This is a genomic window from Streptomyces sp. NPDC017202 (assembly GCF_044331705.1).
Taxonomy (GTDB): Bacteria; Actinomycetota; Actinomycetes; order Streptomycetales; family Streptomycetaceae; genus Streptomyces.
Map to the genome: position 1 here is coordinate 118,147 of NZ_JBIRNP010000006.1, position 22,969 is coordinate 141,115.

General features: G+C 67.9%; 15 protein-coding genes. 4 read left to right on the forward strand and 11 right to left on the reverse strand.

The window, feature by feature from the left end:
• Positions 1-9: 9 nt before the first annotated feature.
• Together ACH4N1_RS14720 and ACH4N1_RS14725 are read right to left on the reverse strand one after the other, a co-directional pair.
• Entirely contained in the window at positions 10-1,836 is a 1,827-nt protein-coding gene (locus ACH4N1_RS14720; RefSeq protein ID WP_398097256.1) for an alpha/beta hydrolase, read from the reverse strand.
• Positions 1,837-1,853: 17 nt separating this feature from the next.
• Positions 1,854-2,291: a hypothetical protein gene (locus ACH4N1_RS14725; protein WP_398097258.1), complete on the reverse strand. Its 438-nt coding sequence runs from the start codon at positions 2,289-2,291 to the stop codon at positions 1,854-1,856.
• A gap of 439 nt (positions 2,292-2,730) precedes the next feature.
• Here ACH4N1_RS14725 and ACH4N1_RS14730 point away from each other — a divergent pair, with 439 nt between their 5' ends.
• The 3 genes from ACH4N1_RS14730 to ACH4N1_RS14740 all read left to right on the forward strand — a co-directional run bounded on the left by ACH4N1_RS14730 (position 2,731) and on the right by ACH4N1_RS14740 (position 5,460).
• Entirely contained in the window at positions 2,731-3,180 is a 450-nt protein-coding gene (locus tag ACH4N1_RS14730) for a hypothetical protein (RefSeq protein ID WP_398097259.1), read from the forward strand.
• A gap of 290 nt (positions 3,181-3,470) precedes the next feature.
• Positions 3,471-4,271 carry a DUF5819 family protein gene (locus tag ACH4N1_RS14735; RefSeq protein WP_398097261.1) on the forward strand — a complete coding sequence of 267 codons (801 nt, stop codon included), beginning with the start codon at positions 3,471-3,473 and terminating at the stop codon, positions 4,269-4,271.
• A 97-nt stretch (positions 4,272-4,368) separates the two neighbouring features.
• The gene (locus ACH4N1_RS14740; protein ID WP_398097262.1) at positions 4,369-5,460 is read left to right on the forward strand and encodes an HTTM domain-containing protein; all 1,092 of its coding nucleotides are present in this window, start codon (positions 4,369-4,371) and stop codon (positions 5,458-5,460) included.
• Between the two features lie 227 nt (positions 5,461-5,687).
• Here ACH4N1_RS14740 and ACH4N1_RS14745 read toward each other — a convergent pair whose 3' ends face one another.
• The 6 genes from ACH4N1_RS14745 to ACH4N1_RS14770 all read right to left on the reverse strand — a co-directional run bounded on the left by ACH4N1_RS14745 (position 5,688) and on the right by ACH4N1_RS14770 (position 12,781).
• The gene (locus tag ACH4N1_RS14745; RefSeq protein WP_398097263.1) at positions 5,688-6,833 is read right to left on the reverse strand and encodes an acyltransferase family protein; all 1,146 of its coding nucleotides are present in this window, start codon (positions 6,831-6,833) and stop codon (positions 5,688-5,690) included.
• 217 nt (positions 6,834-7,050) lie between these two features.
• The gene (tuf, locus tag ACH4N1_RS14750; protein ID WP_363089027.1) at positions 7,051-8,244 is read right to left on the reverse strand and encodes an elongation factor Tu; all 1,194 of its coding nucleotides are present in this window, start codon (positions 8,242-8,244) and stop codon (positions 7,051-7,053) included.
• A 155-nt stretch (positions 8,245-8,399) separates the two neighbouring features.
• Complete coding sequence (gene fusA, locus ACH4N1_RS14755; RefSeq protein WP_366059603.1) at positions 8,400-10,526, reverse strand: elongation factor G; 2,127 nt, start codon at positions 10,524-10,526, stop codon at positions 8,400-8,402.
• 39 nt (positions 10,527-10,565) lie between these two features.
• Positions 10,566-11,036: a 30S ribosomal protein S7 gene (gene rpsG, locus ACH4N1_RS14760; RefSeq protein WP_030788318.1), complete on the reverse strand. Its 471-nt coding sequence runs from the start codon at positions 11,034-11,036 to the stop codon at positions 10,566-10,568.
• Positions 11,037-11,039: 3 nt separating this feature from the next.
• Positions 11,040-11,411: a 30S ribosomal protein S12 gene (gene rpsL / locus ACH4N1_RS14765; protein WP_003948652.1), complete on the reverse strand. Its 372-nt coding sequence runs from the start codon at positions 11,409-11,411 to the stop codon at positions 11,040-11,042.
• 254 nt (positions 11,412-11,665) lie between these two features.
• Entirely contained in the window at positions 11,666-12,781 is a 1,116-nt protein-coding gene (locus ACH4N1_RS14770; protein WP_398097266.1) for a glycosyltransferase family 2 protein, read from the reverse strand.
• 127 nt (positions 12,782-12,908) lie between these two features.
• Between ACH4N1_RS14770 and ACH4N1_RS14775 the strand changes: the two genes are divergently transcribed.
• Entirely contained in the window at positions 12,909-14,204 is a 1,296-nt protein-coding gene (locus ACH4N1_RS14775; RefSeq protein ID WP_398097267.1) for a hypothetical protein, read from the forward strand.
• Positions 14,205-14,244: 40 nt separating this feature from the next.
• On the opposite strand, the gene ACH4N1_RS14780 is transcribed toward ACH4N1_RS14775, so the two are convergent.
• The 3 genes from ACH4N1_RS14780 to rpoB form a co-directional block, all read right to left on the reverse strand.
• Positions 14,245-14,727, reverse strand: a complete 483-nt coding sequence (locus ACH4N1_RS14780; RefSeq protein WP_398097532.1) for a DUF1707 and DUF4190 domain-containing protein — start codon at positions 14,725-14,727, stop codon at positions 14,245-14,247.
• 336 nt (positions 14,728-15,063) lie between these two features.
• Entirely contained in the window at positions 15,064-18,963 is a 3,900-nt protein-coding gene (locus ACH4N1_RS14785; protein ID WP_398097269.1) for a DNA-directed RNA polymerase subunit beta', read from the reverse strand.
• A gap of 97 nt (positions 18,964-19,060) precedes the next feature.
• The gene (rpoB, locus tag ACH4N1_RS14790) at positions 19,061-22,546 is read right to left on the reverse strand and encodes a DNA-directed RNA polymerase subunit beta (protein ID WP_398097270.1); all 3,486 of its coding nucleotides are present in this window, start codon (positions 22,544-22,546) and stop codon (positions 19,061-19,063) included.
• Positions 22,547-22,969: the final 423 nt, after the last annotated feature.

The window sequence follows — 22,969 nt, forward strand, 5'->3', positions numbered from 1 at the left end:
CGGGGACCATCAGTCCTCCAGAATGACATCTCCGTACCTTCCCGTGATCACTCGGGCCTGATTCTCCAGGCTGATCGACGCCTTGTTCCCGTCTGAATCCCAGAATCCGCTGTGCCCGCCCGAGTCGCTCTTCATCACGTTCCCGCCGAATGATTCATCGGTGGGAATGGTCAGGTTGTCACCGAGCCCCACCAGGCGACCACCCTGGCGCACGATCTGATCGTCCCAAGGTCCGCCCATCGCCCAAACATGGTCCGCACCGACGCCCAGGTCGGCCGCGCGGTCCGCCTGAACACCCGGGCTCCCTGCGAACATGTAGTCGTCGACAGCCTCAGGGTCTTTCCAACTCCCGGACTGTGCGGAAACACCGACAACCGTGCTTCCATAACTGTGCCCGAGGACCGTGGTGTGGGCAGTATCCCCAGAGGCATATTCATGAGCCGCCCTGTTTCCCTGGAGGAAGTCGTACAGACGCGGCCCCCCTTCCTCCGCATACTTGCCGCTAGTCGCTTGCGGAGCGATACTGTCCGGGGCGTTGTAGTCGAGCCAGGTGATCGTGGAAATTTTCTGTCCCGGAGCAAGCTTGGAGCTTTCCGCCCACAACGTCTCCCCGCGACCGAGGTCTCCGTGGGATTCCTTTTCCCCGATTTTTTCAATACCGGAGTAGGTGCCGGGGACATAGACGGCCACATGGTCAGCCAGATCCGGATTTCCATTGGCGAGGATGACTTTCCCATCATCCAGCCCCACGGGGTCGAACCCAAGCAAATACGCTTCAGGAAGTCCCCCTTCGCCTGTTCGGTCAAATCGATCCTGAATATACTGCATGCCCCTGAGAGTCGTGTTCAACTTCTCGTACCGGTCCCCGTACTGCCGGTGCCAGTCCATCCACTCGTCGGTGTGGACCTTCGACGGGTAGCCTCCCGCGGTGATCCAGGTCCACTCGTTGAGCGGTGGTTTGGGGATCGAGTTCAGCTCCGTCTGCATCTTGCCGCGCGTCTCGTCGAAGACGATGCGGTTCGCCTCGTCCCGGACCGTGGCCGGGAGGCCGTCCAGGGCTCCCACGGCGTCGGGGCGCAGGGAGATCCATGCCGCCTGCTGCTCCGCGTCGAGGCCCTTCCACCACTCCGCGTTGCTCGCCGGGAGGCCGTCCTTGGGCGGCTGGGGCAGGGAGTCGAGGTACTTCGTGCCCGCCTCCTTGACGCCGCTCGTGTCCGAGGCCGCGTCGGACCAGTCGCCGTCGGAGACGGTCAGGTCGTCGTCCGCCTTCAGCGCGCGCAGCTTCGGCGCCCACTTCTCGTCGGCCTCCGTCGCCTCCTTGAGCGCCGCGGCGATCTGGTCGGCGTAGTCCTGGGCGAGACGGTGGTTCGGATTGGGGTCGAAGTTGGCCGACTGCCGGCCGATCGCGGCGGCGGTGCCGTCCGTCAGCCCGCTCACCGTGCCGCCGTCGGGAATCTTGCCGTCGGTGTCCTTCTCCCCGCCCGCCGGGTAGGTGACGGAACCGTCGGCGTTCACCGTGAGCTTCGCGGCCCGCGCGCCTTCGAGGGCCGCGTCGAGCTTGGACTTGGCGGCCTGCATCTCCCACGAGAACGCCTCCAGTGCGGCGCTCACCAGACCGCACTCGACCTGGATGTAGTGGAAGTTCTTCCCGAGCTCTCCCAGTTGCCCGATCGCCGCCGTCGCCGCCTCACCCTTCAGTGAGTTCTTCATGGCCACGGCGACCTGGTTCTCGACGCGGTCCTTGGCCGCGCTCGCCATGTCCGAGGTGTTGCGGTATCCGTCGGCCGCCTCCGCGTACTCGGAGGGCTTGAGGGCCTTGAGCGTCGCAAGGTCCATGACGTCCTGTTACCCCCTCAGCCCTTGCCGCCGACAGTCGGGGTGTCCCCGTACTCCACCTTCAGATTGCCGATCTCGGCCTCGATCGCCTCATCGGTCTTCAGCTGGTCGTTGCCCGCCTTCTCCAGCAGGCCGGAGAGCTTCCCGCAGCGCCCGCTCACCTTCTTGACGTACGTCTCCCAGGACGTGTGGACGTCCTTCTGCGCCGCCGCCGTCAGGCAGCCGGCGTCCTCACCCAGGCCCTGCTGACCATCCGTCAGCTTCCCCATGGCCTTGCCGATGTCGTCGCGGAGCGAACCGACGTCCCGACCCGCCTTGGACCAGGCGGGCTTGTTCGACACCAGCGTGCCGCCACTGCTCCCACCCGGATCCAGCGGCACGTGGTTCAGCTGCATCCGCGTCCCGTGCTGCTCGGCCGCCGCGCTCTTCAGCTGTTCCCACTCTTCCCACGCCATGCGCGTCTCCCCGTTGTCCCCGTTGTCCCCGTCGTCATCGCATGCGCACCACGCGGTTGCACGCGTCCACGTGGTCACGATCGACATGTACGGTAGCGCGCGCCGTCGCCCGGCCCGCCCCCACCCACGGCGATCCCGCTCCGCCACCGGCCCGTGCCGTGCGGTGGCACCCCGCATGATCGGCGGCCTCGATCGACACCGCCACCTGTTCGATCTCCTGTTTGACGAACAATGGAGCAAGGGGATTCATCATTTGGCGCAACCGGCGAGAAAAGCGGTCGGTAAATGCGACGAGAAGCCGCCCCTTGGATGCATTTGAATCCGATTATGGGCGCACCACGGCCGCATCGATTGATTTCCATGGCCCGACATTGCTCTACTTTCCGCTTGAACACGCGGGATCCCATAATCCCGCACGGAGAAGATGGAGAGGAACGTCATGCGGGCCATTCGAGCCTTCATGGTGGGGACTTCGGTCCTCGCCGTCTCACTGGGCACGGTCACCGCGTCCCAGGCCCTCGGCTGGGAGCGCCCCTGGGCGTCGCACGCCCAGAAGAGCACCGCGTCCCCGACGCACGACCACGGGGACGAGAAGAGGCGTTACGACGACAGGGACGAGGCGAGCAAGTACGACCTGGTCTACGGCTGCAAGGGCGGCACGTTCGGCTACTGCACGCAGAACGTGACGTTCAACCCGACGCTCATCGGTCCCATCGGCCTCACGACCGGGCTCATCGGACTGACGGGCGGGACCGACGGAACCAACGGGACCGACGGAACCAACGGGAACAACGGGAACAACGGCAACAACGGCAACAACGGAAATAATGGGAACAACGGCAACGCGAATGGCAACGCGAACGGGAACGCCAACGGGAACGGCGGCTGAGACAACCGCTTCCTGACGGGCGCACCGGCCACGGCCCGGCTTTCGCCGCGCGCCGAGGCCCCGTTCACTCCGCGACCTGAGAGCGGGGCTCCGCCGCGAAGCACATCGAGAACGGTGACTTCGACGTCGACGAGTGAGCGGAAGAGCGGTCGCCGAAACGGCCGGTGCCCGTCGCCGAGACAGCCCGTTGCCACCTGACGTCTCCATCGGATTCACGAGTGAGGCGTCAGGCGTGCGGCTCGTGTGGTGAGCCATCCTCACCACACGAGCCGCAGAGCAGAAGGAACATGATGAAGCCCCCCAGTGAATCCACCGCCGGACGTTCGACGAGTGCGGCTCCCGCGGCTCAGTGCCTGCCTCCCCCGCGACCGGATCTGGGCGGTGTCGTCCCGGCGCCGGAGCCGGAGACCATCGGGGCGCACCTCTCCGACGGCGGCGGACCGGCGCCCGCGACGGGCGACGGGGTCCACCGCGGATGGTCACGCGTATCGGTCGGCGCCCTGGCCGCGACCGCGCTCCTGCTGACCGGAGCCCTGCTGGCCCACGTGGTCCTGATCTTTCTGATCCTGGCCCCGACCAATGCCCTCACGGCCCACCACCAGAAGACGGTCGACTCCTTGGTCCGCCCCCAGTTCGGACAGGACTGGAAGCTCTTCGCCCCCAATCCGAAGCAGCGCAACGACTCCGTCGGCGTACGCCTGCGGACCATCGACGCCGGCGGAACCGGCCACGTCTCGGGATGGATCAACCTCACCGCGCAGGACGTGGCGGCGATCAAGGGCGATCCGGCGCCCAGCCACGTGACACAGAACATGCTCCGCACCGCCTGGGACGGCGCCGAATCCTGGCACGACCGGGACAACCGGCCCAAGGGCGCCCGTGGAGTCCTGGCGGACGAGTACCTCAAACGCATCGCGCTCCAGCGGCTCGGCCGCCGATGGCAGGGCGAGCGGATCACGGGTGTGCAGTTCGCGGGCCGGTACATGATGGTGCCGCCCCCGTCGTGGAGTTCGGAAAAGACGTCCGACACCACCGCCTACCGGGTCTTTCCGTGGTGGCCGGTGACCGACCAGGACTACAGGGGACTGTGAGTTGACCACCGCAACACCTTCGCCGCCCCGCTCCGAGGCGGTTCGCCGGCCGCTCGTGGAGCGCGTCCGTGAGGCCTTCGCCCGGTTCGGACACTACGTGTGCGGCACTCGCGCGCCCTACCAGGCCGCCGTCTTCCGCATCGGCCTGGCCGTGGCCATCGCCGCCTTCCTGCTCCGCGAGTGGCCCAACCGACGGGTGCTGTACGGCGACCGCAGCCCGCTGTCGCACGACATGGCGCTCGAACTGGGGCGCCTGGACGGCTCCTTCAGCGTCCTGTACTGGACCGACGGGCGCGCCTGGTTCGAGATCGTCTACGCCCTGACCATCGCCTCGGCGCTCGCGGTCCTGGTGGGCTGGCGCACCAGGACCATGTCCGTGCTGCTCATGGTCGGGATGGTGTCGTTGGAGAGCCGCAACTCGCTGGTGGGTGACGGCGGCGACAACGTCCTGCGCATCATGGTGATCTATCTGGTCTTCACCCGTTGCGCGCAGGTCTGGTCCCTGGACGCGCGCCGGCGGAACCGCGGGGGCTCCTCCCCCGCCGACCGCACGGGAGTCGCCCTCTGGTCGGCCACCGGGCTGTTCCTGCTGGTGGCGTTCGGGATGGAGACGGGCTGGCCGCTGGTCCTGTGGGCCCTCTGGGGTGCTCAGGGGCTGTGGTACGCCGTCGGGCGCCGGTTCCCCGGATCCGAGGGCCGCGCGGTGCTGGACGCGGCCGCGGCCATGCTGCACAACGCCGCGATGCTGACGATCGCCGTCCAGGTCTGCCTGATCTACGCCACATCCGGCTGGTACAAGGTCCAGGGCACACGGTGGCAGGACGGCAGCGCCCTGTACTACGCGCTGAACCTGGAGTACTTCGCGCCCTGGCCCACGCTGTCCGCGCTCCTCGCGTCCCACACGCTGGCGGTCCTGCTGTTGAGCTACGGAACGGTCATGGTGCAGGTGACCTTCCCCGTCACCCTCGCCAACCGCAGGATCAAGAACGTCCTGCTGGTCGTCATGATCCTCGAGCACGCGGGCATCGCGGTGCTCCTCGGTATCCCGTTCTTCTCGCTGGCCATGATCGCGTGTGACGCGGTCTTCCTGCCCACCGCGTTCCTGACGGCCTTCGGCGCCCGCTGCGCGCGCCTGCCGCGGCCCGCTCTGCTCGAGGGCGCGACGACGGGCCGGGCCGTACGCGCCTGAGGGTCGTCGGGCGGGAGCCGCCCGGCCTCGACCGTGCCCTGTGAGGAGCCGACGACGGCGCCGCACGGCTCCCGACAGCATGCGTGGGCCGTGCGGCGCCGGCACGACGCGTGAACTTCCCGTGCGGCCTCCGCACCCGGCCCACCGCTCCCGGCCCACCGCTCGCGGCTCGCGGCTCCCGAACCACCGCACCCGGCCCGCTGCTCCTTGCCCGCGGCTCCGCCCGGTCAGCCTCGCATCCGGGCGAACGCCGTCTCCAGCCCCCGCTTCACCGCCCCCGCCAGCGGTCGCTCCACCCACCGGTGCACCGCCCAGCTCAGCACCAGGAAACCGGCGATCACCGCCGCCACCAGGAGCCGGGCGTCCAGCTCGTCGTGCAGGCGGCTGATGATCGCCGTACCGGCCGCGTAGTGCATGAGGTAGAGGGGGTACGTCAGGCTTCCCGCCGTCACCAGCCAGCGCCACCGGACGCGGTCGGTGTGGCCCAGGGCCACCGCCACCATCAGCAGCAGGAACAGGGTGAAGATCAGCACCGCGCCCCGCCAGCTCGACACGTGTTCGACCTCGTCGACGCGCATTCCCAGCTCCCGCTGGCCCATCAGCCAGGCCATGCCGAGGATGCCCCACAGGAGCAGGTCCTGGCCGAAGCGGTGCATGAGGTAGAGGGCGAGGCCGGCGATGAAGTACCAGGCACCCTCGGGGTTGGCCAGCAGGTCCAGCAGGGGCAGGCCGGACACCGGGGCGAGCATGGCGGCCGCACCCCACACGCAGCAGAACAGGACGACCTTGCGGTAGGTCAGGCCGGTCACGACGACCAGCAGGAACAGCAGGTAGAAGCGAAGTTCCGACCAGAGCGTCCAGTACACGCCGTCCACGTTGCGGACGCCGGAGCCGGACTGGAGCATCGTCAGGTTCAGGAGGACGTCCCGGGCGCGCAGCCGCTCCCAGACGCCCGGTACCGCCGCCAGCACGCCCGTCGTGAACAGCACCGCGAACCAGTACGCCGGGTACAGCCGGATCACCCGGGAGACGAAGAACTGACGGGGCGTCCGGCCCCAGCAGGACATGCAGATCACGAAGCCGCTGATGACGAAGAAGATCTCCACGCCGATCCAGCCGTAGGCCGCCACGTGGAACACCGTCGGCATGATCTCGGAGACCGGGCGGCCCCAGATCGGGTTGCCGGGCCGGTCCACCCGGTAGGTGCCCGCGTAGTGGTGGAGCGCCACCATCAGGGCGGCCAGCAGCCGGATGCCGTCCACGGCGTAGAGGCGGGGACGTCGTTCGCGGCCGCGCGGAGCGGCGGCGAGCGGCGGCAGCGCGGCGAGCGGGGGAAGCGGCTGCGCGCCGCGGGTGAGAGCCAAGCCAGTCATCCTCGTCGGGGGGTCCGGCGAGTCAGGCTACGGCCGGGACAGCCGCCTCACAGGGCCCACAGCCGAACGTTTGTCCATGATTCACCTGTCGCACATCCGGCGCCTCCACCACCTCGCGGGCACGCGCGGGCATGCGAAAGGGCCCGTACGACCGGAGTCGTACGGGCCCTCTCAGGTGCTCAGCTCACGCTGGAACCACCAGGTCGAGCAACAAAACTTACTTGTTGATCTTGGTGACCTGGCCGGCGCCCACGGTCCGGCCACCCTCACGGATGGCGAACTTCAGGCCCTCCTCCATGGCGATGGGCTGGATCAGCTCCACCTTCATTTCGGTGTTGTCGCCCGGCATGACCATCTCGGTGCCCTCGGGGAGGGTCACGACGCCGGTCACGTCCGTGGTACGGAAGTAGAACTGCGGGCGGTAGTTGTTGAAGAACGGCGTGTGACGGCCGCCCTCGTCCTTGGACAGGATGTACGCCTGCGCCTCGAACTCGGTGTGCGGGGTGACCGAACCCGGCTTGATGATGACCTGGCCGCGCTCGACGTCCTCGCGCTTGATGCCGCGGAGCAGCAGACCGACGTTCTCACCGGCCTGGCCCTCGTCGAGCAGCTTGCGGAACATCTCGATACCGGTGACCGTGGTGGTGGTCTTCTCGGTCTTGATGCCGATGATGTCGACGGTCTCGTTGACCTTCAGGACACCGCGCTCGATACGGCCGGTGACGACCGTACCGCGACCGGTGATCGTGAAGACGTCCTCGATCGGCATGAGGAACGGCTTGTCGACGTCACGCTCGGGCTCCGGGATGGACTCGTCGACGGCCTGCATCAGGTCGAGGACGGTCTGGGCCCACTCCGGGTCGCCCTCGAGCGCCTTGAGAGCGGACACCTTGACGACCGGCAGGTCGTCGCCCGGGAACTCGTACTCGGAGAGGAGCTCACGGACCTCGAGCTCGACGAGCTCCAGGATCTCCTCGTCGTCCACCATGTCGGCCTTGTTCAGGGCGACGACGATGTACGGAACGCCGACCTGGCGGGCCAGGAGCACGTGCTCCTTGGTCTGCGGCATCGGGCCGTCGGTGGCGGCGACCACGAGGATGGCGCCGTCCATCTGGGCAGCACCGGTGATCATGTTCTTGATGTAGTCCGCGTGACCCGGGCAGTCGACGTGCGCGTAGTGACGCGTCTCCGTCTGGTACTCGACGTGCGCGATGGAGATGGTGATACCGCGCTGGCGCTCTTCGGGAGCCTTGTCGATCTGGTCGAAGGCCGAAGCCTCGTTCAGGTCCGGGTACTTGTCGTGCAGCACCTTGGTAATGGCGGCCGTGAGGGTCGTCTTACCGTGGTCGATGTGACCGATGGTGCCGATGTTGACGTGCGGCTTAGTCCGCTCGAACTTCGCCTTCGCCACGGGGGTCCTCCTGGGAGTGGTTCTGGTACGCCTTACTTCATCGGCGCCAGGTGATCTTTGCTGGAATGCCCGGGCCCAGGGGCGAACGGCCGGGAATGCGGCCGTTTGCCCCAAGAGGCTCCGGAGTCAAGCCTACGGCGTGTGAACGGAGTGCGTTACTCGCCCTTGGCCTTCGCGATGATCTCCTCGGCGACGTTCCGCGGAACCTCGGCGTAGGAGTCGAACTGCATCGAGTAGCTTGCGCGACCCGAGGTCTTGCTGCGGAGGTCTCCGACGTAGCCGAACATCTCCGAGAGCGGCACGAGGCCCTTCACGACGCGGGCGCCGGCACGCTCCTCCATGGCCTGGATCTGGCCACGGCGGGAGTTGATGTCGCCGATGACCTCACCCATGTAGTCCTCGGGCGTGGTGACCTCGACGGCCATCATCGGCTCGAGCAGCACGGGGCTGGCCTTGCGCGCGGCCTCCTTGAACGCCTGCGAACCGGCGATCTTGAAGGCGAGTTCGGAGGAGTCCACCTCGTGGTAGCCACCGTCGAGCAGGGTGACGCGCACGCCGGTCATCTCGTAACCCGCGAGGATGCCGAACTGCATGGCCTCCTGCGCACCGGCGTCCACCGAAGGGATGTACTCCTTCGGGATGCGGCCACCGGTGACCTTGTTCACGAACTCGTACGAGGCGTCGCCGCCCTCGATCGGCTCGATCGCGATCTGCACCTTGGCGAACTGACCGGTACCACCGGTCTGCTTCTTGTGCGTGTAGTCGAGCCGGTCGACCGCCTTGCGGATGGTCTCGCGGTACGCGACCTGCGGCTTGCCGACGTTGGCCTCGACCTTGAACTCACGGCGCATACGGTCGACCAGCACCTCGAGGTGCAGCTCGCCCATGCCACCGATGATGGTCTGGCCGGTCTCCTCGTCCGAGTGGACCTGGAAGGAGGGGTCCTCCTCCGCGAGACGCTGGATGGCGACACCCAGCTTCTCCTGGTCACCCTTGGATTTGGGCTCGATGGCGACCTGGATGACCGGGGCCGGGAAGTCCATGGACTCCAGGATGACCGGCGCCTTGTCGTCGCACAGCGTCTCACCGGTCGTGGTCTGCTTCAGACCCATGACGGCGACGATGTCGCCGGCGCCGACCGCCGCGATCTCCTCACGCTTGTTCGCGTGCATGCGGTAGATCTTGCCGATGCGCTCCTTCTTGCCCTTGACGGAGTTCAGCACGGCGGTGCCGGACTCCAGGCGGCCCGAGTAGACCCGGACGAAGGTGAGCTTGCCGAGGTGCGGGTCGCTCATGATCTTGAACGCGAGCGCCGACAGCGGCTCGTCCTCGGACGGCTTGCGCTTGACGACCTCCTCCGGGTCGTTCACGGCGTGGCCCTCGATGGCCTCGACGTCGAGCGGGGAGGGGAGGTAGCGCACGACCGCGTCGAGCAGGGGCTGAACGCCCTTGTTCTTGAACGCGGTACCGCAGAACACCGGGGTGACCGTGGTGTCCTTGGACTTGCCGGACGCGATGGTGATGCGACGGATCGCGGCGTACAGCTGCTCCTCGGAGGGCTCGTTGCCCTCGAGGTACAGCTCCATGATCTCTTCGTCGTTCTCGGCGACGGCCTCGATGAGCTTGCCGCGGTACTCCTCGGCAGCCTCGGTGTGCGTGGCCGGGATGTCGACGATGTCGTACATCTCGCCCTTGGTGGCCTCGGCGGACCACACGAACGCCTTCATCGTGACCAGGTCGACGACGCCCTTGAAGTCGGCCTCGGCACCGATCGGGAGCTGCATGACGATCGGCTGAGCGCCGAGGCGGTCAGAGATCATGTCGACGCAGCGGTGGAACTCGGCACCGGTCCGGTCGAGCTTGTTGACGAAGCAGATGCGGGGGACGCCGTAGCGGTCCGCCTGACGCCACACCGTCTCGGACTGGGGCTCCACGCCGGCGACGCCGTCGAACACCGTCACGGCACCGTCGAGCACGCGCAGGGAACGCTCCACCTCGACGGTGAAGTCGACGTGACCCGGGGTGTCGATGATGTTGATGGTGTGGTCGACGTCGGCGAGCGGCCAGTGACAGGTGGTGGCAGCAGAGGTGATCGTGATGCCACGCTCCTGCTCCTGCTCCATCCAGTCCATGGTGGCAGCGCCGTCGTGGACCTCACCGATCTTGTAGGACACACCGGTGTAGAACAGGATCCGCTCGGTGGTGGTCGTCTTGCCCGCGTCGATGTGGGCCATGATCCCGATGTTGCGGACCTTGGCCAGGTCAAGTGAAGTGGTAGCCATAAGGCTTCAGTCTTCTCTCGGTCTCGATGTGGGTAGCGACTACCAGCGGTAGTGCGCGAAGGCCTTGTTGGACTCGGCCATCTTGTGGGTGTCCTCGCGCTTCTTCACGGCCGCACCGAGGCCGTTGGAGGCGTCGAGCAGCTCGTTGAGCAGACGCTCGGTCATGGTCTTCTCGCGACGGGCGCGGGAGTAGCCGACGAGCCAGCGGAGCGCCAGGGTGCTCGCGCGGCCGGGCTTGACCTCGACCGGGACCTGGTAGGTCGCGCCACCGACACGGCGGGACTTGACCTCGATGGTCGGCTTGATGTTCTCGAGAGCGCGCTTCAGCGTGATGACCGGGTCGTTGCCGGTCTTCTCGCGCAGGCCCTCCATGGCACCGTAGACGATGCGCTCGGCGGTGGAGCGCTTGCCGTTCAGCAGCACCTTGTTGATGAGCGACGTGACAAGAGGAGAACCGTAGACCGGGTCGATGATGACCGGGCGCTTCGGGGCAGGGCCCTTACGAGGCATGTCTTACTTCTCCTTCTTGGCGCCGTAGCGGCTGCGGGCCTGCTTGCGGTTCTTGACACCCTGGGTGTCGAGGGAACCGCGAATGATCTTGTAGCGAACACCCGGCAGGTCCTTCACACGGCCACCACGCACGAGCACGATGGAGTGCTCCTGCAGGTTGTGTCCCTCACCCGGAATGTAAGCGGTGACCTCGATCCCGCTGGTCAGACGCACACGCGCGACCTTACGCAGGGCCGAGTTCGGCTTCTTCGGGGTGGTCGTGAACACACGCGTGCAGACGCCGCGACGCTGAGGAGAACCCTCGAGTGCGGGCGTCTTGTTCTTCTCGACCTTGTCCTGCCGGCCCTTACGGACCAGCTGCTGGATCGTAGGCACTACTTCTCCGGTTTCTGTGTGCCGATTTGTACAGCTAACCTGGAACTTCGCCGACCCACGCGGTCGGGTGTGTCGGATCCGGCGAACCCCCGCCGCGAGGCGGGAAGAGGCGCGGATCGCGGTGGCCGCTCCTTAGGCCCCTGTGCGGTTGAAGGCACGCACGAGGGCCAGGGCACACCCCAGGCACAAGGTCTGAGCGTACCCAGCGCAATCACTCCGGTCAAAACAGAAGCCTCGCCGCCGACACACCGAGGTCACGTCCGCGCCCCCGACGGCCCCTGTGGTAGCGGACTTCCGGCCTCCGCGGCGGGCGGCGGAACCGCCGCCCCGCCGGGAGCCGCGTCCGGTCCGGCACCGGACGCGGGCTCGGGCTCGGGCGCCGGCCCGGGCACCGTGACGCGGGGACCCGCCGCCCCGTGCGCCGTGTCGTGGCCGACGAAGTACGTCGGACGGTTCTGCACGGCCGTGTAGATGCGCCCCACGTACTCGCCGAGCAGGCCGACGCAGATCAGCTGGACCGCGCCGATGAACAGGACTCCGGTGAAGAGAGAGGTCCAGCCGGGGACGGTGTGCTCCAGGGCGTGGGCGCCGAGCGTGTAGACCATCAGGGCCAGGCAGACCAGGAAGGCGAAGCCGCCGAGCCAGGTGGCGATGCGCAGCGGGGCCGCCGAGAAGCCGGTGACGCTGTCGATGGCGAGGCGGATCATCCGGCCCAGGGGGTACTTGCTGCGGCCCGCGGGCCGCGGCGCGCGCTCGTAGGCGACCTCGCCGCTCGGGAAGCCGAGCCAGGGCACCAGGAGGCGGTAGACGCGCTGCTGGTCCGGCAGCGCCTTGAGGGCGTCGACGGCGGCCCGGCTGAGCAGCCGGAAGTCACCGGCCTGGGCGGGCACGGAGGGGCCGGCCAGGCGGCGGACGAGCCGGTAGTACAGGCCGGCGGTCCACCGTTTGAAGCCGGTGTCGCTGGCCCGGTCGGCCCGGATGCCGTAGACGATGTCGAGGCCCTCGGCGCGGGCCAGCGCCAGCATGTCGGGGATCTTCTCGGGCGGGTCCTGGAGGTCGGCGTCGAGGCTCACCACGTACGCGCCGTGGGCCCGGTCCAGGCCCGCGGTGAGAGCCGCCTGGTGGCCGGAGTTCCGGCGCAGGCCGATCACGCGCAGCTCGGGCCAGCCGAGGCGGAACGCGGCGAGCAGCTCGGCGGTGCGGTCGGTGCTGCCGTCGTCGACGGCGACGACCTCGTAGCCGACGCCCATCCCGGCCAGGGCCGGGCGCAGCCTGCTGACCAGCGCGGGAAGGACCTCTTCCTCGTTGTACATGGGTACGACGACCGACAGGACGGTCGCCGCCGCCGTGGTGTCCGGCGCTTCAGGCACCCGTCCTCCCCCCAAGCCGTGCCGCAGATGTGCGACGCTGTTGCGATCTTATGACCACACTTCACGATCGTCCGGACAGCGGTCGCGCGGCCGGCCCGGGCCGGTCGTCCGAGGGGGGACCCCAGTCATGAGCACGGCCCGCAGCGACCCGGCGGCGGACTCCGCGCTGCCCGAAGAGCCCGACGAGCCGGACGGACGGCAGGAGCGGCCACGGGTGCCGCGCCGGCTCACGCTGCCGGATGGTCTACGACCGTACCGTGCCCCGCTGCTCCTGTACGGCGTCACGAAGCTGATCGGGCTGACCGTCTTCGCGGTCCTGCTCGAGGCGGCCGGCGACTACCGGGAGAAGCAGCCCCGCTTCGGCGGCGGCGCCCACTGGTGGGACGTGCTCGCCACCTGGGACGGCTGGTGGTACCTCCAGGTCGCCGAAAAGGGGTACGCCCCGCGGCCCCTGACACCCCTCGCGCCGGGCGGCCTGTTCACGGTCGAGCAGAACTCCGTCGCCTTCTTCCCGCTGTACCCGGGGCTGATCCGCGGGGTGTCCGAGATCACCGGGCTCGGCCTGTACGGGTCCGGGATCCTCGTCTCGGTGCTCGCGTCCTTCGTCGCCGCCGCCGGGATCTACGCGGTCGTCGCCACGCTCGCGGGGGCGCGGGCCGGCACCGTCGCCGCCGGGCTGTGGGCGGTCGTACCGGGCGCCGGCGTCGAGTGGGCGGTGTACTCGGAGTCCCTGTTCGTGGCCATCGCCGCCTGGTGCTGCTACGGCGTGATGAAGGGCCGGTGGCTCACGGCCGGGCTCCTCGCCTTCGTCGCCGGACTGAACCGGCCCACCTCCGCCGCGCTCATCGGCGCGGTCGGGCTCGCCGCGCTGGTCACCCTCGCCCGGCGCGACAGCAGACGCGCGCACGGGGTGGCGGGACCGGTGTACGCGATGGTCGCCGCGCCGCTCGGTCTGCTCACCTACGTCGCCTGGGTCGGGCTGAGCATGGGCGACCTGACGGCGTACTTCACCCTCCAGCGTGAGGGCTGGGCCCACTACTTCGACTTCGGCGCCTACACCCTCGACGTGCTGGGCAACACGGCCGTCGGCCGGCACGACTATCTGTTCGCCTTCGCCGTCCCCGACCTGATAGCCGTCCAGGTGGTGCTGGCGCTGCCGTTCCTGATCGCGCTGATGCTGCGGAAGAAGCCGCCGCTGGTGCTCGTCGCGTACACCCTGGCCAGCGTGGTGACCGTGCTCGGCACCCAGCAGATGTTCGGCAACACGCCGCGCTACCTGCTGCCCTGCTTCCCGCTGCTCCTGGCCCCCGCGGCGGCGCTGGACCGCCTGAAGTGGCCGAGCCTGACGGTCTTCTTCACCACGGCCGCCGTCGCCTCGGGCTGGTACGCCCACTACGTCATGTTCGAGCTGGGCATCCCCTGACGGAAACCGCCGGACCGACGCCTCGCACCGGGGCCCGGTCTCAGTTCGACGCGACCGCCGCCAGGAGCAGGACGGCGAGGAAGACCGCCCAGCCCGCCACCGACAGCCAGCCCAGGACGAGGCCGGCCATGGCGAAGCCCTCGCCGCCCTCGCCGGTGCGGCGGATCTCGGCTCTGGCCGAGTGCCCGAGGATCACCGCGGGGATGCCGGTGGCACCCATCGTCATCGTGGTGAGGACGCCGCAGACCATGGAGGCGACCGCCTTGCCGTTCGTCGGCGGCGGGGCGGCCAGGAAGGTCCGCGGAACCTGCACCGGGTAGCCGTGCGGCTGCGGGACGGACGGCTGCGCGGCGACGGGGCCCTGCGGCAGGTCGGCGACGATCAGGGACAGCTCACCGACCGTGCGGGCCTCGTACGCGCGCGCCACCCGGCGCTCGAACTCCACCTGCTGGAGACGGCCCTCGGCGAAACCCGCTCTGAGCACGTCGACGGTGCGCTCCCGGTCCGCGTGAGCGGCCAGCATCGGCGGACCGCTCTGGCCCTGCCACGGCTGCCATGGCGACGGATACGACACGGACACCTCCCCCGCTCGACGTGAACTGCCTCCCATCATTCTCCTACGCTCGGCGGCCCGCGATGGTTCCCCCACTCGCCCTGACGCCGCCCCGTGGAGGGACGGAGAGGCCCTGGGAGACCGCGGGCGGGCCGGGGACGCGGGCGGGGACGAGCAGGGTGCCCGGCGGACACGGCACCGCACGGAGGCCGCCACACCGCCGAGTACGGCCTCGGACGGCCGCGGACACGCCGAAGGGCGGCCACCCGCACGGGTGACCGCCCTTCAGTGCTTCAGACGTACGCCTTACTGGTTGTACGGACCGTAGTCGTAGTCCTCCAGCGGGACGGCCTGGCCGGAGCCGGTGCCGAACGGCGAGTAGTCGATGTCGTCGTAGCCGACGGCCGAGTACATCGCGGCCTTGGCCTCCTCGGTCGGCTCGACCCGGATGTTGCGGTAGCGGGACAGACCCGTACCGGCCGGGATGAGCTTACCGATGATGACGTTCTCCTTGAGGCCGATCAGGGAGTCGGACTTGGCGTTGATCGCCGCGTCCGTCAGCACCCTGGTCGTCTCCTGGAAGGACGCCGCCGACAGCCAGGACTCCGTGGCCAGCGAGGCCTTGGTGATACCCATGAGCTGCGGACGACCGGAGGCCGGGTGACCGCCCTCCTGCACCACACGACGGTTCTCGGTCTCGAACTTCGAGCGCTCGACCAGCTCGCCGGGCAGCAGCTCGGCGTCGCCGGACTCGATGATCGTCACGCGGCGGAGCATCTGCCGGATGATGATCTCGATGTGCTTGTCGTGGATCGACACACCCTGCGAGTTGTACACCCGCTGGACCTCGGCCACCAGGTGGACCTGGACGGCACGCTGACCCAGGATGCGCAGCACGTCGTGCGGGTTCTGGGTACCCACGGTGAGCTGCTGGCCCACCTCGACGTGCTCGCCCTCCTCGACCCTCAGACGGGCACGCTTCGAGATCGGGAACGCCGTCTCGTCGCTGCCGTCGTCCGGCGTGATGACGATCTTCTTGGTCTTCTCGGTCTCCTCGATCCGCACGCGGCCGGCGGCCTCGGAGATCGGGGCGACACCCTTCGGGGTACGGGCCTCGAAGAGCTCGACGACACGCGGCAGACCCTGGGTGATGTCGTCACCGGCCACACCACCGGTGTGGAAGGTACGCATCGTCAGCTGGGTACCGGGCTCACCGATGGACTGGGCGGCGATGATGCCGACCGCCTCACCGATGTCGACCAGCTTGCCGGTGGCCAGCGAACGGCCGTAGCACATGGCGCAGGTGCCGACGGCGGACTCGCAGGTCAGGACCGAGCGGGTCTTGACCTCCTCGACGCCGGCCTTGACCAGCTGGTCGATGAGGACGTCACCGAGGTCGACGCCCGCCGGGGCGAGCACCTTGCCGTCGACGACGATGTCCTCGGCGAGGCAGCGCGCGTACACGCTGGTCTCGGCGTTGTCCGCCTTGCGCAGCACGCCGTCCTCGCCGCGTTCGGCGATGGCCAGCTTGAGGCCGCGCTCGGTGCCGCAGTCCTCCTCGCGGATGATGACGTCCTGCGAGACGTCCACCAGACGACGGGTGAGGTAACCCGAGTCGGCGGTACGCAGGGCGGTGTCCGCCAGACCCTTACGGGCACCGTGGGTGGAGATGAAGTACTCCAGCACGGACAGGCCCTCACGGAACGAGGCCTTGATCGGGCGCGGGATGGTCTCGTTCTTCGCGTTCGACACCAGACCGCGCATACCGGCGATCTGACGCATCTGCATCATGTTTCCTCGGGCGCCCGAGTTGACCATCATCGAGACCGGGTTGGTCTTCGGGAAGTTCGCGTTCATCGCCTCGGCGACCTCGTTGGTCGCCTTGGTCCAGATCGCGATGAGCTCCTGCGTGCGCTCTTCCTTGGTGATCAGACCGCGCTCGTACTGCTTCTGGACCTTCTCGTCCTGCGCCTCGTAGCCCTGGACGATCGCCCGCTTCGCGTCGGGGACGACGATGTCGGAGATGGCCACGGTGACGCCGGAACGGGTCGCCCAGTAGAAGCCGGCCGCCTTCAGGTTGTCGAGCGTCGCCGCCACGATGACCTTGGGGTAGCGCTCGGCGAGGTCGTTGACGATCTCCGAGAGCTGCTTCTTGCCGACCTCGTAGTCGACGAACGGGTAGTCCTCGGGCAGCAGCTCGTTGAAGAGAGCGCGGCCCAGGGTCGTCCGCAGGCGGAACGAGTCACCCTGCTGCCACTCCGGCTCGTCCTCCTCCTGCACCGGCGGGGTCCACCCGCGCGGCGGGATGGTGCCCACCGGGAAGCGGACGTCCACGCGCGACTGCAGCGACAGCTCGCCGGCGTCGAACGCCATGATCGCCTCGGCCACGGACGAGAAGGAGCGCTCCTCGCCCTTGACGTCGCGCAGCTCGCCGTCGGTGGTGAGGAAGAACAGACCGAGGACCATGTCCTGGGTCGGCATCGTCACCGGACGGCCGTCGGCGGGCTTGAGGATGTTGTTCGAGGACAGCATCAGGATGCGGGCCTCGGCCTGCGCCTCCGCGGACAGCGGAAGGTGCACGGCCATCTGGTCACCGTCGAAGTCCGCGTTGAACGCGGTGCAGACGAGCGGGTGGATCTGGATGGCCTTGCCCTCGACCAGCTGCGGCTCGAAGGCCTGGATGCCGAGGCGGTGCAGGGTGGGCGCACGGTTCAGCAGCACCGGGTGCTCGGCGATGACCTCTTCGAGGACGTCGTACACCACGGTGCGGCCGCGCTCGACCATGCGCTTGGCCGACTTGATGTTCTGCGCGTGGTTCAGGTCGACCAGGCGCTTCATCACGAACGGCTTGAACAGCTCCAGCGCCATCGCCTTCGGCAGACCGCACTGGTGCAGCTTCAGCTGCGGACCGACGACGATCACGGAACGCGCGGAGTAGTCCACGCGCTTGCCGAGCAGGTTCTGACGGAAGCGGCCCTGCTTGCCCTTCAGCATGTCGCTGAGGGACTTCAGCGGGCGGTTGCCGGGACCGGTGACCGGACGGCCGCGACGGCCGTTGTCGAACAGCGCGTCCACGGCCTCCTGGAGCATGCGCTTCTCGTTGTTCACGATGATCTCGGGCGCACCGAGGTCGAGAAGGCGCTTCAGGCGGTTGTTGCGGTTGATGACACGGCGGTACAGGTCGTTCAGGTCGGAGGTCGCGAAGCGGCCACCGTCCAGCTGCACCATCGGACGCAGGTCCGGCGGGATGACCGGCACGCAGTCCAGCACCATGCCCTTGGGACTGTTGCTGGTCTGCAGGAACGCGGAGACGACCTTGAGGCGCTTGAGCGCACGGGTCTTCTTCTGGCCCTTGCCGGTACGGATGATCTCGCGGAGCTTCTCGGCCTCCTCGTCGAGGTCGAAGGACTCCAGGCGCTTCTGCAGCGCCGCGGCACCCATCGAACCGTCGAAGTACGTGCCGAAGCGGTCGCGCAGCTCGCGGTAGAGCAGCTCGTCGCCCTCGAGGTCCTGGACCTTGAGGTTCTTGAAGCGGGTCCACACCTCGTCGAGACGGTCGATCTCGCGCTGGGCGCGGTCGCGCAGCTGCTTCATCTCCCGCTCGGCGCCTTCGCGCACCTTGCGGCGCACGTCGGCCTTGGCACCCTCGGCCTCGAGCTCGGCCAGGTCGGTCTCGAGCTTCTTGGCGCGGGCCTCCAGGTCGGCGTCCCGGCGGTTCTCGATCTGCTGCCGCTCGACGGAGACGTGCGCCTCCAGCGAGGGCAGGTCACGCGTGCGGCGCTCCTCGTCGACGTACGTGATCATGTACGCCGCGAAGTAGATGACCTTCTCGAGGTCCTTCGGAGCCAGGTCGAGCAGGTAGCCCAGCCGGCTCGGGACACCCTTGAAGTACCAGATGTGCGTGACGGGAGCGGCCAGCTCGATGTGGCCCATCCGCTCGCGGCGCACCTTGGCGCGGGTCACCTCGACGCCGCAGCGCTCACAGATGATGCCCTTGAAGCGGACACGCTTGTACTTGCCGCAGTAGCACTCCCAGTCCCGGGTCGGACCGAAGATCTTCTCGCAGAAGAGTCCGTCCTTTTCGGGCTTGAGGGTGCGGTAGTTGATGGTCTCGGGCTTCTTGACCTCGCCGTGGCTCCACTGACGGATGTCGTCAGCGGTGGCCAGACCGATCCGGAGCTCATCGAAGAAGTTGACGTCGAGCACTATGCGTCAATCCCTCTCAGGGTTGTAAGTCTGTGGTCTGAAACGGGGGTCGCGGGATCGGCGGGGCCTCTGCTGGAGGGGCCCCGCCGGACTCCCGTCAGACCTCTTCGACGCTGCTCGGCTCGCGCCGGGACAGGTCGATGCCGAGCTCTTCCGCCGCGCGGAAGACGTCCTCGTCGGTGTCGCGCATCTCGATGGACATGCCGTCCGAGGACAGCACCTCCACGTTGAGGCACAGGGACTGCATCTCCTTGATGAGCACCTTGAAGGACTCGGGGATGCCGGGCTCGGGGATGTTCTCGCCCTTGACGATGGCCTCGTAGACCTTCACGCGGCCGGTGACGTCGTCGGACTTGATGGTCAGCAGCTCCTGGAGGGCGTACGCGGCGCCGTACGCCTCCAGCGCCCACACCTCCATCTCACCGAAGCGCTGGCCACCGAACTGGGCCTTACCACCCAGCGGCTGCTGGGTGATCATCGAGTACGGGCCGGTCGAGCGGGCGTGCAGCTTGTCGTCGACCAGGTGGTGGAGCTTGAGGATGTACATGTAGCCGACCGAGATCGGCTCCGGGAACGGCTCACCCGAACGGCCGTCGAACAGCGGGGCCTTGCCGGACGGGAGCACCATGCGCCCGCCGTCGCGGTTCGGGATGGTGTGCTGCAGCAGACCGGTCAGCTCGTCCTCACGGGCACCGTCGAACACCGGGGTGGCGACGTTGGTGCCGGGGGCGACGCTGTCGGCGCCGATCGCCTGGAGGCGCTGCGCCCAGTCGTCCGCGAGGCCGGAGACGTCCCAGCCGCGGCTGGCGAGCCAGCCGAGGTGGATCTCCAGGACCTGTCCCGGGTTCATTCGGGACGGCACACCGAGCGGGTTGAGGATGATGTCGACCGGGGTGCCGTCCTCCAGGAACGGCATGTCCTCGATCGGCAGGATCTTCGAGATGACGCCCTTGTTGCCGTGGCGGCCGGCGAGCTTGTCACCGTCCGTGATCTTGCGCTTCTGCGCCACGTAGACGCGAACCAGCTGGTTCACGCCCGGCGGCAGCTCGTCGCCCTCCTCACGGTCGAAGACGCGGACGCCGATGACCTTGCCGATCTCGCCGTGCGGCACCTTCAGCGAGGTGTCACGGACCTCACGGGCCTTCTCGCCGAAGATGGCGCGCAGCAGGCGCTCCTCCGGGGTCAGCTCGGTCTCGCCCTTGGGCGTGACCTTGCCGACCAGGATGTCGCCGGCGACGACCTCGGCACCGATGCGGATGATGCCGCGCTCGTCGAGGTCGGCGAGGACCTCCTCGGAGACGTTCGGGATGTCCCGGGTGATCTCCTCGGGGCCGAGCTTGGTGTCACGGGCGTCGACCTCGTGCTCCTCGATGTGGATCGAGGAGAGGACGTCGTCCTGCACGAGGCGCTGCGACAGGATGATCGCGTCCTCGTAGTTGTGACCCTCCCACGGCATGAACGCCACGAGCAGGTTCTTGCCCAGCGCCATCTCGCCGTTCTCGGTGGCCGGACCGTCGGCGAGGACCTGACCGGTGATGATCCGGTCGCCCTCGTTGACGATGACCTTCTGGTTGACCGAGGTGCCCTGGTTGGAGCGCGAGAACTTGGCCAGGCGGTACGTGATGTACGTGCCGTCGTCGTTGGTGGTGGTGATGTAGTCCGCGGAGACCTCCTGGACCACACCGTCCTTCTCGGCCTTGACCACGTCGCCGGCGTCGACGGCGGAGCGGTACTCCATGCCGGTGCCGACGAGCGGCGCCTCGCTCTTGATGAGCGGGACGGCCTGACGCATCATGTTCGCGCCCATGAGGGCGCGGTTGGCGTCGTCGTGCTCGAGGAACGGGATCATGGCGGTCGCGACCGACACCATCTGGCGCGGGGAGACGTCCATGTAGTCGACGTCGTCACCGGGGACGTAGTCGACCTCACCGCCACGACGGCGGACCAGGACGCGGGCCTCCTCGAACTGGAACTCGTCGCTCAGCGGCGCGTTGGCCTGCGCGATGACGAACCGGTCCTCTTCGTCGGCCGTGAGGTAGTCGACCTCGTCGGTGACGACACCGCCGGTGACCTTGCGGTACGGCGTCTCGATGAAACCGAACGGGTTGATCCGGCCGTACGAGGCGAGCGAGCCGATCAGACCGATGTTCGGGCCTTCCGGCGTCTCGATCGGGCACATGCGGCCGTAGTGCGAGGGGTGGACGTCACGGACCTCGAAGCCGGCCCGCTCACGGGAGAGACCACCCGGGCCGAGCGCGTTGAGACGACGCTTGTGCGTCAGACCCGACAGCGGGTTGTTCTGGTCCATGAACTGCGACAGCTGGCTGGTGCCGAAGAACTCCTTGATGGAGGCGACGACCGGCCGGATGTTGATCAGGGTCTGCGGCGTGATCGCCTCGACGTCCTGGGTGGTCATGCGCTCGCGCACGACGCGCTCCATACGGGCGAGACCCGTACGGACCTGGTTCTGGATCAGCTCGCCGACGCTGCGGATGCGGCGGTTGCCGAAGTGGTCGATGTCGTCGGTCTCGACCATGATCGAGCGGCCCGACTCGCCGAGCGTCTCGGTCTCACCGGCGTGCAGCTTCACCAGGTACTTGATCGTGGCGATGATGTCGTCGGTGGTGAGCACGCCGGCGTCCAGCGGCTCGTCGGCGCCGAGCTTCTTGTTCACCTTGTAGCGGCCGACCTTGGCGAGGTCGTAGCGCTTGGGGTTGAAGTAGAGGTTCTCGAGCAGCGTCTGAGCGGCCTCGCGGGTCGGCGGCTCGCCCGGGCGCAGCTTGCGGTAGATGTCCAGGAGCGCGTCGTCCTGGCCCTGGGTGTGGTCCTTCTCCAGGGTGGCGCGCATCGACTCGTACTCGCCGAACTCCTCGAGGATCTGCTCGGTGGTCCAGCCGAGAGCCTTCAGGAGGACGGTGACGGACTGCTTGCGCTTGCGGTCGATGCGGACGCCGACCATGTCGCGCTTGTCGATCTCCATCTCCAGCCAGGCACCCCGGGACGGGATGATCTTGGCGGAGAAGATGTCCTTGTCGGACGTCTTGTCGATGGAGGAGTCGAAGTAGACGCCGGGCGAGCGGACCAGCTGCGACACGACGACACGCTCGGTGCCGTTGATGACGAAGGTGCCCTTGTTGGTCATGAGCGGGAAGTCGCCCATGAAGACCGTCTGGGACTTGATCTCGCCGGTCTCGTTGTTCGTGAACTCGGCCGTCACGAAGAGCGGGGCCGCGTACGTGAAGTCGCGGTCCTTGCACTCGTCGATGCTGTTCTTCGGCGGCTCGAAACGGTGGTCGCGGAAGGTCAGCGACATCGACCCGGAGAAGTCCTCGATCGGGGAGATCTCCTCGAAGATCTCCTCGAGGCCGGACTTGGTGGGGACGTCCTGACCGTTCTCGAGAGCCTCCTCGACGCGAGCCTTCCACGCTTCGTTGCCGAGCAGCCAGTCGAAGCTCTCGGTCTGCAGTGCGAGGAGGTTCGGAACCTCGAGGGGCTCCTTGATTTTTGCAAAGGAGATGCGCAGCGGGGCGGTGCTGGCAGCGTTGTTCGTATTCGCGGTCGAGGCGTTGCGCGAGGCGGCCAAGAGGGGGTCCTTCCGAGGGCTCGGACTCACTACGCGCGTACCGGCCCCTCTCCCACACCATGAGACAGACTCTCCGGAATCGGCCGAAAGGCCAGGTCAGAGAGGGTCCGGTCATCGATGCTCGGGCGAGGGCATGCCCCTGGTGACGGGCAGGGGACAGCTAACAGGCAGCGCAAAGGGTCAGTGTAGCCACTTGGCACACTGATGTCCAGTGCGGGTTTTTCGAGACCCTCGTAGCTCTCAACGCCCTCGGTCCGGTAGCCCTCAACGCACGGTGATACTGCCCTCTTCGCCGTCGATCCATGCCTCGGATACGGATCCTTGTGACGACGCGTCCTGAGAATTGCGCGCTGCGTGCGGTTCGTCAAGGCCCCCATGCCCGGACGCGGGGCGTCCGGGGACAAGACGAAGATCACCATACCC

Coding starts and splice junctions, on each gene's coding strand:
- ACH4N1_RS14720 (WP_398097256.1), bottom strand. CDS start 1,836: ATGGACCTTGCGACGCTCAAGGCCCTCAAGCCCTCCGAGTACGCGGAG.
- ACH4N1_RS14725 (WP_398097258.1), bottom strand. CDS start 2,291: ATGGCGTGGGAAGAGTGGGAACAGCTGAAGAGCGCGGCGGCCGAGCAG.
- ACH4N1_RS14730 (WP_398097259.1), top strand. CDS start 2,731: ATGCGGGCCATTCGAGCCTTCATGGTGGGGACTTCGGTCCTCGCCGTC.
- ACH4N1_RS14735 (WP_398097261.1), top strand. CDS start 3,471: ATGAAGCCCCCCAGTGAATCCACCGCCGGACGTTCGACGAGTGCGGCT.
- ACH4N1_RS14745 (WP_398097263.1), bottom strand. CDS start 6,833: ATGACTGGCTTGGCTCTCACCCGCGGCGCGCAGCCGCTTCCCCCGCTC.
- fusA (WP_366059603.1), bottom strand. CDS start 10,526: ATGGCTACCACTTCACTTGACCTGGCCAAGGTCCGCAACATCGGGATC.
- rpsG (WP_030788318.1), bottom strand. CDS start 11,036: ATGCCTCGTAAGGGCCCTGCCCCGAAGCGCCCGGTCATCATCGACCCG.
- ACH4N1_RS14775 (WP_398097267.1), top strand. CDS start 12,909: ATGAGCACGGCCCGCAGCGACCCGGCGGCGGACTCCGCGCTGCCCGAA.
- ACH4N1_RS14780 (WP_398097532.1), bottom strand. CDS start 14,727: ATGCTGGCCGCTCACGCGGACCGGGAGCGCACCGTCGACGTGCTCAGA.